Genomic DNA, 13,543 nt, shown 5'->3' with positions numbered 1-13,543 from the left:
CCTGTGTGCATCAATCAAAGAGTGCGGTGATGTAGTCGTTACTGAATTTTCGTTGGGGATCGAGCGCGTCACGCACCGCACGAAACGCATCCCACTGCGGATAAATCTCGCGCCAGACATAGCGCTGAGGATCGTAATATTTCCCCCAGTGCGGCCGACCGCCTTCCGCCGCCAGCAGCTTCTCCACCTCGGTAAGAAAATGCAGACCCTCCTGCGACAGCGAGCCGTCGTCGGCGTAATAGACCACAAAACCAAAAAAGCAGGTGGGCTGCTGCGAGGCGGGGCTGAGCCAGGCCGCAGATGGCCCGGTACAGCGCAAAATAATCGGATAATGCATATGTGGCCGGTTTTCCGCATACCAGTGCTTGATTTGACTGATAACCGCAGGGGTTCGTTCCAGCGCCACGCCAATCTCAACGTTGATCTGCGGAACGGCGATGCCGCGACAAAAAAGCTGATAGATATCGCCGGTCACGTCGGTAAAGTCGCGAAAGCGCGTCACGGTACGAAACTGCTTGCCGCCTTTGCCGTGGATCTGCGTATCGCGGTGCATATGGGCCAGCGTTTGATCCAGCGTATTGTTCAGGCGGCTGTCGCCTTTGTGAGCGTGCTCCACCACCATATTGTGGTTCTGCTGCCAGCGCTGCTGCTCCTCCGGCGTGGCTTGGTGCGCGTTCCAGACGTGCATCAGGTTGTCATCAATAAACCACCAGGCTTTGCTCAGCTCATAGTCGTTGTTCCAGTGCAGCAGATCCCGCTCAAGATTCGCGTCTGACACAGCCTTTTTATGACAGGTAAAAACACGAAACGGCTGCGTGCGCAGGGTGATCGCCGTAACGATGCCGAGCGCGCCCAGCGAAACCTGCGCGGCGGAAAAGTCGGGGTCATCATGGTCAAACTCACGTATGCTGCCGTCGGCCAACACCATGCGAATGCGCAGCGCCTCATCGGCCAGCGAACTTTGCTGTAAACCCTGGCCATGCGTGCCGGTCGCCATCGCACCCGCCAGGGTCTGGATGGCGATCACGCCAGGTGAAGAGGCGAGCATACGATCCATCCCGGTCAGGGTGTTGTACAGGGTTTTCAGCAGCGTCCCGCCGCCAAAGGTCACCGTCTCCGCATCGCTATGCAGCAGGCCGCTCAGCCCGCTGAGATCGAGCAGCAGATCGTCTTCCGCCACGCTCAGCATCCGTCCCGGTGCCAGACGACTGCCAAGCACGCGCACTTTGCCGCTATGCTGCGCCAGCAGCTGTTGAAGCGCCGCCTCGTTTTCTGGCCGATGCAGCTGATGCTGTTTACCCAGCTGCGCATTCTGGGCCCAGTTCCACAAACTGTCGCTCTGGCGGACGGCATCGATGTGGCGCAAGGGATAGAGAAGAGGATCTGAGTTCACTGCTGCGTTCCTTATTAACATGCTGTGGCGGCTCCGTTTATCTTTACCAAGCGTAGACCATCACAGCAGCGGGAAACGGAGCGGCTTACGCCGAAGGCATCTTACGGACATAGCGCAGTGTCGCCGTGACGGCTAACTGGCGGTTGCGGTGGATACTTTCCGCTTCGTTGTTATCCGGGCTGAACAGGGCGTTAAAGGTATAGCGGTTTGAAACATGGTGTACACAGATACTGCTGATCAGGCGATGCACATCAATGGTCTGTACCTCCTGAATAAAAATGCCCTGCTGCTGCCCACGGGAAAGAATGTCATCCAGCAGATCCAGCGCGCTCTTATTCAGCGCTTTGATGCGTGCCGACTGGCTGATATAGCGGCCACGCAGCAGGTTTTCCGTACAGACCAGACGCATAAAATCGGGATGAGAGACGTGGTAGTCGAAGCTCGCCTCCACCAGTTTCGTCATCGCTTCTTCCGGGTGCAGGCTGGCGAGGTTCAGGCCGGTTTCATGCTGACGAATCGCCTGATAAACCTGCTCCAGCACCTCGATGTAGAGGTTCTCTTTATTGCCGAAATGGTAAACCACCATGCGTTTGGTGGTCTGCGCGTGTTCTGCAATCTGCTCCAGGCGTGCGCCCTGCATGCCGAATTCAGCAAAGGTTTTCAGCGCGCCAGCGACGATGCGTTTTTTCAATCCTTCCGGATCGTTTTTTCGTTTTAATGTTTCAGTCATGGTTCAAATAACAGGAAGGCCGGACCCGCATGGTAGCACAGCGGGATCGCAGGCAAGTGGCGTAACGTGATGCAAAGGCTCAGGATTCACAAGCTTCCATCACTTCCATCAGCGTCTCCAGCAGGCCGGGGAAGCGCGCATTGAGATCTTCCCGGCGCAGCGAGATAAGATTTTCTCGTCCCTGCGGCCGTTGCCAAATCACGCCGCTGTCGCGCAGCACGCGCCAGTGATGGGTCATGGTTGATCGTGCGACGTCACGACGTAAAGTGCCGCAGGCCTGCTCGCCTTCAATGGCAAGCGTGCGGACAATCGCCAGACGCAGCGGGTTACCCAGGGCAAAAAGCACATTTTCCAGGCGTATCTGTTCCGTTTCCGGATGGTTAGCAATCATAGTCTTCCTTTACAGCGTCAAAACAAAGGCGGTGTTCAGCGCCAGCGCATGGCTACTATAGCAAACTACCGGCGGAGACTCTGCGCCGCCCGCTGTCTGATTTTAGCGCAAACTGTTCGTATATACGCGTACAATTGTACTATGCTGTGATGAATTCATGACTCGCGACTGGCAATAACGCCGGTCCGCCTACTGTCACAGTGACTAAGGACGCATCATGCCCCGATCCTTTCCTATCGAGCGTTATCGCAACATCGGCATTTCCGCGCACATTGATGCCGGAAAAACCACCACCACCGAGCGCATTCTGTTCTACACCGGAATAAGCCACAAGCTCGGGGAAGTGCACGATGGCGCTGCAACAACCGACTGGATGGCGCAGGAGCAGGAGCGCGGGATCACCATTACCTCTGCGGCGGTAAGCTGCTTCTGGTCGGGCATGGATCGCAGCTTTGAGCCGCACCGCATCAACATTATCGACACGCCCGGACACGTCGATTTCACCATCGAGGTGGAACGTTCCATGCGCGTGCTGGATGGCGCGGTGATGGTGTACGACTCGGTGGGTGGCGTACAGCCGCAGTCGGAAACCGTCTGGCGCCAGGCGAACAAATATCACGTACCGCGGCTGGCGTTTGTGAACAAAATGGATCGTCCGGGCGCAGACTTTTTCCATGTGGTACAGATGATGATCGATCGCCTCAAGGCCAGGCCGGTGCCGATTGTGATTCCCGTCGGTAGCGAAGAGCATTTTCGCGGTGTGGTCGATTTGATCAAAATGCGCGCCATCTACTGGGACGATGCGACCCAGGGCATGAGCTACAGCTATGCGCCTGTCCCTGATGAACTGCTGTCACAGGCTCAGGAGTGGCGTGAAAAGATGGTCTCTGCCGCGGCGGAGGCGTCGGAAACGCTGATGGATAAATATCTGGAGCAGGGCGATCTTGATGAGCAGGAGATAATTCAGGGGCTGCGTCAGCTTACTCTGGTTAACCAGATTCAGCCGATGCTGTGCGGCAGCGCCTTTAAAAACAAAGGGGTCCAGCGCATGCTCGATGCGGTGATCGAGCTGATGCCGTCGCCCATCGACGTGCCAGCGGTGCAGGGCATTGATGCCAAAGGGCAGCCGGCGGAACGTCATGCAGATGACAAAGAACCTTTCTCCGCGCTGGCCTTCAAGCTGATGAGCGATCCTTATGTCGGGCAGCTCACGTTTGTGCGCGTTTATTCCGGCGTGCTGCACAAGGGCGACAGCGTGTATAACGCGGTAAAAGGCAAGAAAGAGCGCATCGGCCGCATTGTGCAGATGCACGCCAACGCGCGGCACGAGGTGGAAGAGATCCGCGCGGGGGATATTGCCGCCTGTGTAGGATTAAAAGAGGTGACCACCGGCGAAACCCTGTGCGATCCGCAGGCGGAGATTACCCTGGAGCGCATGGAGTTCCCGGATCCGGTGATTTCGCTCTCCATTGAGCCGAAAACCAAAGCCGATCAGGAGAAAATGGGCATCGCGCTACAGCGGCTGGCGGCGGAAGATCCCTCGTTTCACCTGCACACTGATGAGGAGTCGGGACAGAGCATTATCTCCGGCATGGGTGAGTTGCATCTGGAGATCATTGTTGACCGCATGAAGCGCGAGTTCGGCGTCGAGGCCAATATCGGACGTCCGCAGGTGACCTACCGTGAAACCATCCGCAAAGCGGCCCGCGATGTGGAAGGAAAATTTGTGCGCCAGTCCGGCGGTAAAGGTCAGTATGGTCATGTGGTGCTGACGCTGGAGCCGCTGGCGGCGGGCAGCGGCTTTAAGTTTGAAGATGCCACTAAAGGCGGTGTGGTGCCGCGCGAATTCATTCCTTCGGTGGAAAAAGGGATTCGTGAAGCGCTGAATAACGGCATCCTGGCGGGCTATCCGGTGGTGGATCTCAAAGCCACGCTTACCTTTGGCTCTTATCATGACGTTGACTCCTCGGAAATGGCGTTTCGCATGGCGGCGATTTTGGGTTTCAAAGCGGCCGTGAGGCAGAGCGATCCGGTGATCCTCGAACCTGTGATGAAAGTGGAAGTGGAGACGCCGGAAGATTATGCGGGCAGCGTGATGGGCGATCTCTCGGCGCGGCGCGGCGCGGTACAGGGCATGGATGAACGCTATGGCGGACGGGTGATTCGCGCCGAGGTGCCGCTGGCGGAGATGTTTGGTTACTCCACCGCGCTGCGCTCGATGTCGCAAGGGCGCGCCACCTACACCATGGAGTTTCACCACTACGCCGAAGCGCCACGCAACGTCGCCGAAGCGATTATCGCCTCCCGACACTAGCGGGCGGCGGGCAGGGAAGCCGCTAATTTAACGCTGAAACAGAAACGCCCCGGTCTTTTTGCAAAGGCCGGGGCGTTGAATTTGGCTCCTCTGACTGGACTCGAACCAGTGACATACGGATTAACAGTCCGCCGTTCTACCGACTGAACTACAGAGGAATCGTTGGAACGGGGCGAATATTAACGACGCCGATGTGCGTTGTCAAAACACTCTTTGCCCTATCGCGTTCAAACGCTCGCAAAAGCAGCGAATTGCCGCTTTTTCATCACACCTGGCGAGATTTCAAACTGCCAACAGGATCTCACTTTAAACGCTTTTCTCTGCAGATGTTAGAGGCAAGTCAAAGTTTTGTTATCTGCCGATTTTAAAACAAGCGTTTCAGTGCTTTTATGATAAAAATTTCAAAAGAAATAAATTTGGAACAAATGAACTGCGTTGCATCACCGCAGCGATCCGTTCCCTGAATTGAAACGCCGTGTTGAAATTAACTTCTGATGAAACAAGAGATTGCGATAAAGGAGCCCGAAGCTGAAAAAAATGTGATTTCCGTCGGCCTTAGCTCTGAAAGCAGATGAAAACCGCCGGTGAGGTTGAGCGAATGTAAAAGATATTTTTCATTCATCTGCCTGCACCCTGCGCAAGTTAACGATGAATAAGGGTTACCCATGAACTTTAAAAAAGCGATCGTAACGTCCCTGTTAGCCTGCATGTTGCCTGCCGCCGCGATGGCAAAAGATATCCAGGTTGGCGTTTCTATGGCGTTGTTTGATGACAACTTCCTCACCATTGTCCGGACTTCCATGCAGAAAGAGATGCAGAAAGAGGGGGTGAAAGGCCAGATCGAAGACGCCAAAGGCGACGTCTCACAGCAGCTTCAGCAGGTTCAGAACTTTATCGGCCAGGGGGTGGACGCCATTATCGTCAACCCGGTTGATACCAACGCCGTGAAGCCCATTATGGAGCAGGCGACAAAGGCCAATATCCCGCTGATTTTCGTTAACCGCCGTCCTGCGGCTGAGCTGGCGGGCAAGATGGCCTATGTCGGATCCGATTCCGAGCTGGCTGGCCGTTTGCAAATGGAAGCGCTGGCAAAAGCGATGAACGGCAAAGGCAATATCGCCATTTTGCTGGGCGATCTGGCTAACGAATCCACGCGCGAACGCACCAAAGGCGTGGAAGCGGTAGTGGCAAAATATCCGAATATCAAAATCGTTCAGAAGCAGACAGCGAAATTCATGCGTAACGATGCGGTCGATGTGGTGAGCAACTGGATGACCGCAGGCGATGATATCAACGCCATTGCTTCCAACAACGACGAAATGGCGATCGGCGCATTACAGGCGTTAGGTAAAAACAGCGATAACGTGCTGATTGCCGGTGTGGATGGCACGCCCGATGCGCTGCAAATGATCAAGAACGGCAAAATGGTTGCCACCGTGTTTCAGGATGCCAAAGGACAGGGTGAAGGCGCGGTGCAAACTGCGGTGAAACTGGCGAAGGGTGAAGAGGTACAGAAGATAGTAGATATTCCCTTCCAGCTGATCACCAAAGAGAACTACGCCAAATTCGCCAGCCTTAACCTTAAATAACCGTTTACGTCCCAGCAGTACGGAGGTGATGTATGACCGCTTTTGCGCTTGAAGCTGAAGGCATCAGCAAGTTCTTCCCCGGGGTGAAAGCTCTTGATAACGTCTCGCTACGCGTGCGTCCTGGATCGGTACATGCCTTGATGGGCGAAAATGGCGCAGGCAAATCTACCTTAATGAAATGCCTGATCGGGATTTACCGTCCCGATACCGGCACCATTCGCATTAAAGGGGAGCCGGTGCAGTTCCAGGACACCATGGACGCGCTGCATTCAGGCATCTCGATGATTCATCAGGAGCTGAACCTCGTGCCCTACATGACGGTAGCCGAGAATATCTGGCTGGGCCGCGAGCCGATGAAGTATGGCTTTGTCGACCACGGCAGGCTTAACAAGCTGACGCAGGAGCTGCTGAACAAACTCAATATCAAGCTAAGAGCCGACCGGCTGGTGGGCGATCTCAGCATCGCCGCCCAGCAGATGGTGGAAATTGCCAAAGCGGTCTCCTGGAACGCGGACGTGGTGATCATGGACGAGCCCACCTCCGCGCTTACCGAAGGGGAAGTGGCGCACCTGTTTACCATCATTCGCGATCTGCGTGAGCAGGGCAAAGCGATTATCTATATCAGCCATAAAATGGATGAGATCTTTGCCATCACTGATGAGGTCAGCATCTTCCGTGACGGCGCCTGGGTGGGCAGCGATCACACCGCCAGCTTTACCCGTCAGTCGCTGATTACCCAGATGGTCGGGCGTGAGCTGACCCAGCTCTTTCCTAAATTCAACAACGCCATCGGCGAAGAAGTCCTGACGGTGCGCAACCTCACCAGCAAAGATCTGTTCCACGACATCAGCTTTACCGTACGCCGCGGCGAAATCCTTGGCGTGGCCGGGCTGGTGGGCGCCGGGCGCAGCGAGGTGATGGAGTGCCTGTTCGGCATGGCGCATTTCGACAGCGGCGAAGTGCTGATTGATGGGGTGCCTACGGATATCGATTCTCCCTCTACCGCGATTGAAAAAGGCATGGCGTTCCTGACGGAGGATCGCAAAAAGTCAGGGCTGTTCCTGGTGCTCTCGGTGCTGGAGAACATGAGCATCGTGAATATGCCGGATTACATCGGCAAAAGCGGTTTTGTCAGCCACGTAAAAATGGCGCAGGACTGCATGGAGCAGATTCGTCGTCTCAACATCAAGACGCCGACCATGGACCAAATCATCAATAACCTGAGCGGCGGTAATCAGCAGAAGGTACTGATTGCCCGCTGGCTGCTGGCCCAGCCCAAAATTCTGATCCTCGATGAGCCGACACGCGGCATCGACGTAGGGGCCAAGGCGGAGATTTATCGTCTGATCAGTGAACTGGCCAATCGCGGCGTGGCTATCATCATGGTCTCTTCTGAACTACCGGAAATTCTGGGTATGAGCGATCGGGTGATGGTGATGCACGAAGGTCGTATTACCGGCATTCTGGATAAAGAAGAAGCCGATCAGGAAACCATTCTGTCGCTGGCATCCGAGTGAGGCGCGAGACATTCTATGAGCAATATTAAAGTAACTGCCCCACGGGCAACTGAATCCACATCGTTCTTTGCCGGTCTGCGGCATAAGCTGCCGAAAGATACCGGTATTTTTATCGTGATGGTCGGCATTGCGCTGGTTTTCGAAATAGCCGGCTGGTATGTTCGCGACCAGTCTTTTCTGCTGAATCCCAATCGTCTGGTGCTGATTGTGTTGCAGGTAGCGATTATCGGCATTATCGCCGTGGGCGTGACGCAGGTCATCATTACTACCGGTATCGATCTCTCCTCTGGCTCGGTAATCGCCCTGACGGCGGTGGTGGCCGCCAGCCTGGCGCAAACCTCGGACAGCCTGTCGCCGATGTTTCCTTCGCTGGTTAACATGCCTGCGGTGATCCCCATTGGGGCCGGGATAGGCGTGGGGCTGCTGTGCGGGCTGGTCAATGGCGTACTGATTACCCGTACCGGCATTCCGCCTTTCATCGCCACGCTGGGAATGATGGTGTCGGCACGCGGCCTGGCGCAATATTATACCCAAGGCAACCCGATCAGTTTCCTCTCCGATGGCTTTACCTCTATCGGCCAGGGCGCAATGCCGGTGATTATCTTTCTGGTGGTGGCACTGGTTTTCCATATCGCGCTGAAACATACGCGCTACGGAAAATATGTCTACGCCATCGGCGGCAACATGACCTCCGCCAAGGTCTCCGGGATTAAAGTTAACAAGTACCTGATTATTGTCTATACCATTGCGGGCGCGCTCTCCGGACTTGCGGGCGTGGTGCTGGCTGCACGCGTCAGCAGCGGACAGTCGAGCATGGGGATGTCCTATGAGCTGGACGCCATCGCAGCAGCGGTGATTGGCGGCAGCAGCCTGATGGGTGGCGTAGGACGCATTACAGGAACGCTGATTGGCGCGGTGATCCTCGGGCTGATTAAGAGCGGCTTCACCTTTGTCGGGGTGGATGCCTATGTGCAGGACATCATCAAAGGGATCATTATCGTGGCGGCGGTTTCCATCGACATGCACCGCAACCGTAAGAAACGCTGATGGGGGGATATAAGTTATCTGACTGACAGCCCGATAAGCAAAAAGGTGCGTGACGCCAGTCGTCACGCGCCCTGACCGCCAATACGCCCGCCATCGTTGAAGCAAGCTGCATTAAAATCCACCAGTGGGTCATCACTTTTTTGCACATCTGATACGCATATCCCGCACCATTCCGGTGCATTTTGCCGTTCTGCTCTGATCTCTTTCTTATTTCTGCTGCTTATTAACCCGAAATGGGTAATCAGAAACGCTTATTTTTCGGTCTGTTAGGAAAAATCCGGAGACGGGTTTTTAGCGCTAAACCAAACCTGGCCTGCATATTGCAATCCTTATCAACATCAAGCCGGCAGGCTTAAAACATAACCATTACTTTGGCATTCGGGGATCCTTGACGGAGGCAACATGAATTTAAGACGACTGAAGTATTTTGTAAAAATCGTCGATATCGGCAGCCTGACACAGGCGGCAGAAGTGCTGCACATTGCGCAGCCTGCGCTCAGTCAACAGGTCGCCACGCTGGAGAATGAGCTGGACCAGCAGCTGTTAATCCGTACCAAACGCGGCGTGACGCCCACCGAGGCCGGAAAGATTCTTTACGCTCATGCCCGGACGATTCTGCGTCAGTGCGAACAGGCGCAGACGGCGGTGATCAATGCCGGTCAGGCGTTGAGCGGGCAGGTTTCTATTGGCCTGGCGCCGGGCACGGCGGCTTCATCGCTGACCATGCCGCTGTTGCAGACGGTGCGCGATCAATATCCCGACGTGCTGGTTTACCTGCATGAGAACAGCGGCGCGTCGCTGAATGAGAAGGTGATGAGCGGCCAGCTGGATATGGCGGTGTTGTATGACCGCGCGCCCACTGCCGGTATTAACAGCATTCCGCTGATGAAAGAGGAGCTTTATCTGGTCGGCGCGACCGACTGTCCGGGACAGACGGTGGATCTGGCCGAGGTCGCACAGATGAGTCTGTTCCTGCCGCGCGACTATAGCGCCGTGCGCAAGCGTGTTGATGAAGCTTTCTCCCTGCGTCGTCTGAGCGCGCGCATCATTGGTGAAATTGAATCGATCTCCACTCTGACCGCCGCGGTTTCCAGCGGTATGGGCGTCACGGTACTGCCGGAGTCGGCGGCGCGTGCGCTGGTCAGCTCAACCAATGCCTGGATGGCGCGCATTAACAGCCCGTCGCTGAATTTGCCGCTGTCGCTGAATGTTTCAGCGCGGCTGCCGCTGTCGCCATCCGCTCAGGCGGTGAAGAATATTCTGCTGTCGCTGCTGAATAAGCCGCTGGTCGAAGACCGTGAACTGATGTTAGTAAGCTGAGGTTGAGGGGCGGCAGACATGCCGCCGGGATGTCCGCTGGCGCGGGGCTATCCGCTGGAGCGGAGCTATTCGTTACCGCGGAGAAGGTTTCGTTCGCCGACAGGCGATGCAGTTTCAGCCCCCCGGTGCGGGCGACCGACAAGGGGGCGCCAGTCGCCGCGCCCCCTTGACCCCGGGCTCGCGGCCCGCTTCATCGCCGCTTCGCGGTGCCTTCGCTTCCTCAGGATTTCTCACGGACCGTTCGGGACGCGCCGTCCCTGGCGCGGCCCTTCACTCTCGCCGCATCCATGCGGCTCGTCCTGAAATCCTTCTTCCGCTCAGCGATGAAAAGGCCGCCCCAACACCCCCGCTGCAAGCGATGACTTACTTCTTTAAACAACGCCCTTGCTGAAAGTGTTTTACGTGCTTTCAGGCAACGCTGCGCTAAATAAAAACAATGAACATGCAGGCGGGGAGGTGGTTCCGGCTTCCGGCGCGCTGAGGAAGGAACGCAGGCCAGGACGAGCCGCACCCCCGATCCCATCCTTTATGACTTTTCCGTATAACACGCATTTTTTTATTATTTGTTGCTATCGATATCACTTCTTAACATGAGAGAAACATGGGCAGGTAACAGGAGTGAAGGGTATGAATTTCCAGCAACTAAAAATCATCCGCGAGGCGGCACGCTGTGAGTTTAACCTGACGGAAGTCGCCAACACGCTTTATACCTCGCAGTCGGGCGTCAGCCGTCATATACGCGATCTGGAAGATGAACTCGGCGTGGAGATCTTTATTCGTCGCGGTAAGCGACTGCTGGGAATGACGGAACCGGGTAAAGCCCTGTTAAGCATTGCGGAACGCATCCTGGATGAGGCGGGTAAGGTCCGTCGCCTGGCGGATGTGTTCACCAATGAAACCAGCGGCGTGCTCACCATCGCCACCACCCATACCCAGGCGCGCTACAGCCTGCCGCGTGTGATCAAAGCTTTTCGCCAGCTCTATCCCAACGTCCGCCTCGAACTCAATCAGGGATCGCCGCAGGAAATCGTCACCATGCTGCTGGCGGGTGAGGCGGATATCGGCATCGCCAGCGAGCAGCTGGTCAACAACCCCAGCCTGGCGGCGTTTCCCTGGTTCAGCTGGCACCATGCGCTGCTGGTGCCGAAAGGCCACGAGCTGGCGCAGGCGGAGTCGGTCTCGCTCAGTATGCTCAGCCGCTATCCGCTGATTACCTATCGCCAGGGCATTACCGGTCGTTCCCGTGTCGATCGCGCTTTTCAGACTGCCGGACTCAAACCCGATATCGTGCTCAGCGCCCAGGATTCTGACGTGGTCAAAACCTATGTGGAGCTGGGATTGGGCGTCGGCATTCTCGCCGATCAGGCCTGCCAGACAGAAGAACATGAGGAACTGGTGCGGGTAGATGCGCGGCATCTGTTTGAAGCGAGCACCGTCTGGCTCGGCCTGAAGCGCGGCCAGCTTCAGCGCAACTACGTCTGGCAATTCCTGGAGCTGTGTAACGCCAATCTGTCGCTGGAGGAGATCAAACGGCAGGCGCTCTCTTATCAGACAACCGAAGAAGAAGTGGCGGTTATCGACTTCCAGATTTAAGCGGGCATGCTCTCCAACCCTCACCCGGCGGCGCGGCATAAAATTTTTTTTCCGCGCTGAAAACACCCGCTGATGCGTTACGGCTAACGGCAGAAAGCCATCATCCGCTGTTCCGACGCGATAGAGTGAGATCAGGTGAAAAAAGGAGAGGCTATGTCGCGTATTAAACTGAAAGATAGCGATTTACTACGTCAGCAGGCGCTGTTTGCCGGCCGCTGGCAGGATGCCCGCCAGGGCGCGACGCTGCCGGTTATCGATCCCGCTACCGGCAATACCCTGGTGACCATCCCGGCGCTGGGCACCGAAGAGACGGAACAGGCGATCGCTTATGCTGATTCGGTGCGCATCGCCTGGGGCAAAACGCCGAATGCTCAGCGCGCGGCGCTGCTGGAGAAGTGGTATCAGCTGATTGTGGAGAACGCCGACGATCTCGCTACCATCATGACCGCTGAACAGGGCAAACCGTTGGCGGAAGCGAAAGGCGAAGTGATCTACGGCGCCAGCTTCGTGAAATGGTTTGCGGAAGAGGCGCGTCGCATCTATGGCGACACCATTCCGGCGCCGAGCGATGACCGACGCATCCTGGTGCTTAAACAGCCGGTGGGTGTGGCCGCCGCCATCACGCCGTGGAACTTCCCCATCGCGATGATTACGCGCAAAGTGGCCCCGGCGCTGGCGGCGGGCTGTCCCATCATCGTTAAACCCTCTGAACTCACGCCGCTTTCGGCGCTGGCGCTGGCGGTACTGGCGGAGCGCGCCGGATTCCCCTCTGGCGTGTTGCAAGTTCTCACCGGCCTGCCTGGTGAAATTGGCGCAGCGCTGACCGGCAGCCGCACGGTGCGCAAAATCTCCTTTACCGGCTCAACGCGCATCGGCCAACTGCTGATGCAGCAGAGCGCCGACAGCATCAAGCGCCTGAGTCTGGAGCTGGGCGGCAACGCGCCGCTGATCGTGTTTGACGACGCTGATATTGACATTGCCATTGCGGGCGTCATGACCAGCAAATTCCGCAACGCGGGTCAGACCTGCGTCTGCGCTAACCGCATCCTGGTGCAGCGCGGCATCTACGATCGCTTTGCCGCGCGCCTGTTGGAAGAGGTGGCGAAGCTGAAGGTCGGCGACGGCTTCGCGCCGGACAGTACCATCGGCCCGCTGATTAACGATCGGGCGGTTGAGAAGGTGAACAGCCATATCGACGACGCCCTGAGCCTGGGCGCGACGCTGCTGAGCGGCGGTATCGGCCCGCGCAACGGTACCTTTGTGCAACCTACGGTGCTGGGCGAGGTCACCAGCAGCATGCGAATCGCCCATGAAGAGACCTTTGGCCCGGTGGCGCCGCTGTTTATCTTTGACGATGAACAACAGGCGATTGCCATGGCGAACGATACGCCTTACGGTCTCGGCGCCTATTTTTTCACGGAAAATATTCGTCGCGCCTGGCGTGTGGCGGAAGCGCTGGAATTTGGCATGGTAGGATTTAATACCGGCGCCATTTCACTGGAAGTCGCGCCTTTTGGCGGAATTAAATTATCGGGCATTGGACGCGAAGGCTCGCGCTATGGAATTGAGGAATATCTGGAAAATAAAACTTTCCATATGGGTAGCCTCTAAATTACACCTGATAAATCATCATCAAAACGCCTGCAATC

General features: G+C 56.4%; 10 protein-coding genes and 1 tRNA gene. 7 read left to right on the top strand and 4 right to left on the bottom strand.

What is annotated here, in order from left to right; translation table 11 throughout:
• Window positions 1-10: 10 nt before the first annotated feature.
• The 3 genes from ABU178_RS12270 to ABU178_RS12260 all read right to left on the bottom strand — a co-directional run bounded on the left by ABU178_RS12270 (window position 11) and on the right by ABU178_RS12260 (window position 2,514).
• A complete protein-coding gene (locus ABU178_RS12270) occupies window positions 11-1,414 on the bottom strand; it encodes a D-arabinono-1,4-lactone oxidase (protein ID WP_397215173.1) in 1,404 nt (467 codons plus the stop codon).
• Window positions 1,415-1,478: 64 nt separating this feature from the next.
• The gene (locus tag ABU178_RS12265) at window positions 1,479-2,123 is read right to left on the bottom strand and encodes a TetR family transcriptional regulator (protein ID WP_397215171.1); all 645 of its coding nucleotides are present in this window, start codon (window positions 2,121-2,123) and stop codon (window positions 1,479-1,481) included.
• A 79-nt stretch (window positions 2,124-2,202) separates the two neighbouring features.
• Window positions 2,203-2,514, bottom strand: coding sequence for an ArsR/SmtB family transcription factor (locus ABU178_RS12260; RefSeq protein ID WP_397215169.1), 312 nt, complete (start codon window positions 2,512-2,514; stop codon window positions 2,203-2,205).
• Window positions 2,515-2,731: 217 nt separating this feature from the next.
• Here ABU178_RS12260 and fusA point away from each other — a divergent pair, with 217 nt between their 5' ends.
• Window positions 2,732-4,828, top strand: coding sequence for an elongation factor G (fusA, locus tag ABU178_RS12255; RefSeq protein WP_397215167.1), 2,097 nt, complete (start codon window positions 2,732-2,734; stop codon window positions 4,826-4,828).
• An 82-nt stretch (window positions 4,829-4,910) separates the two neighbouring features.
• On the opposite strand, the gene ABU178_RS12250 is transcribed toward fusA, so the two are convergent.
• Window positions 4,911-4,986 (bottom strand) — tRNA-Asn (locus tag ABU178_RS12250).
• Between the two features lie 507 nt (window positions 4,987-5,493).
• Here ABU178_RS12250 and ABU178_RS12245 point away from each other — a divergent pair.
• From ABU178_RS12245 to ABU178_RS12220, 6 genes are all read left to right on the top strand, one after another.
• A complete protein-coding gene (locus ABU178_RS12245; RefSeq protein WP_397215165.1) occupies window positions 5,494-6,417 on the top strand; it encodes a sugar ABC transporter substrate-binding protein in 924 nt (307 codons plus the stop codon).
• A 32-nt stretch (window positions 6,418-6,449) separates the two neighbouring features.
• Window positions 6,450-7,934, top strand: a complete 1,485-nt coding sequence (locus tag ABU178_RS12240; RefSeq protein WP_397215164.1) for a sugar ABC transporter ATP-binding protein — start codon at window positions 6,450-6,452, stop codon at window positions 7,932-7,934.
• Window positions 7,935-7,958: 24 nt separating this feature from the next.
• Window positions 7,959-8,981 carry an ABC transporter permease gene (locus ABU178_RS12235; RefSeq protein WP_397215794.1) on the top strand — a complete coding sequence of 341 codons (1,023 nt, stop codon included), beginning with the start codon at window positions 7,959-7,961 and terminating at the stop codon, window positions 8,979-8,981.
• A gap of 402 nt (window positions 8,982-9,383) precedes the next feature.
• Window positions 9,384-10,301: a nitrogen assimilation transcriptional regulator NAC gene (gene nac / locus ABU178_RS12230; protein WP_397215162.1), complete on the top strand. Its 918-nt coding sequence runs from the start codon at window positions 9,384-9,386 to the stop codon at window positions 10,299-10,301.
• A gap of 627 nt (window positions 10,302-10,928) precedes the next feature.
• Entirely contained in the window at window positions 10,929-11,894 is a 966-nt protein-coding gene (cbl, locus tag ABU178_RS12225) for an HTH-type transcriptional regulator Cbl (protein ID WP_397215160.1), read from the top strand.
• Between the two features lie 153 nt (window positions 11,895-12,047).
• Window positions 12,048-13,505 (top strand): NAD-dependent succinate-semialdehyde dehydrogenase, encoded by a 1,458-nt coding sequence (locus tag ABU178_RS12220; RefSeq protein ID WP_397215158.1) that lies wholly within the window; start codon window positions 12,048-12,050, stop codon window positions 13,503-13,505.
• Window positions 13,506-13,543: the final 38 nt, after the last annotated feature.

Origin of the sequence: Pantoea osteomyelitidis (genome assembly GCF_044342975.1) — a bacterium.
In the GTDB taxonomy this organism is placed as follows: domain Bacteria; phylum Pseudomonadota; class Gammaproteobacteria; order Enterobacterales; family Enterobacteriaceae; genus Pantoea; species Pantoea osteomyelitidis.
Note: the sequence above shows the minus strand (reverse complement) of the source record. Positions and strands in the feature narration are given on the sequence as shown.

Bases quoted from the DNA above. Each gene is read 5' to 3' on its own strand.
- ABU178_RS12260 (WP_397215169.1), bottom strand. From the start codon at position 2,514: ATGATTGCTAACCATCCGGAAACGGAACAGATACGCCTGGAAAATGTG.
- nac (WP_397215162.1), top strand. From the start codon at position 9,384: ATGAATTTAAGACGACTGAAGTATTTTGTAAAAATCGTCGATATCGGC.
- cbl (WP_397215160.1), top strand. From the start codon at position 10,929: ATGAATTTCCAGCAACTAAAAATCATCCGCGAGGCGGCACGCTGTGAG.
- ABU178_RS12270 (WP_397215173.1), bottom strand. From the start codon at position 1,414: ATGTTAATAAGGAACGCAGCAGTGAACTCAGATCCTCTTCTCTATCCC.
- ABU178_RS12240 (WP_397215164.1), top strand. From the start codon at position 6,450: ATGACCGCTTTTGCGCTTGAAGCTGAAGGCATCAGCAAGTTCTTCCCC.
- ABU178_RS12220 (WP_397215158.1), top strand. From the start codon at position 12,048: ATGTCGCGTATTAAACTGAAAGATAGCGATTTACTACGTCAGCAGGCG.
- ABU178_RS12265 (WP_397215171.1), bottom strand. From the start codon at position 2,123: ATGACTGAAACATTAAAACGAAAAAACGATCCGGAAGGATTGAAAAAA.
- ABU178_RS12245 (WP_397215165.1), top strand. From the start codon at position 5,494: ATGAACTTTAAAAAAGCGATCGTAACGTCCCTGTTAGCCTGCATGTTG.
- fusA (WP_397215167.1), top strand. From the start codon at position 2,732: ATGCCCCGATCCTTTCCTATCGAGCGTTATCGCAACATCGGCATTTCC.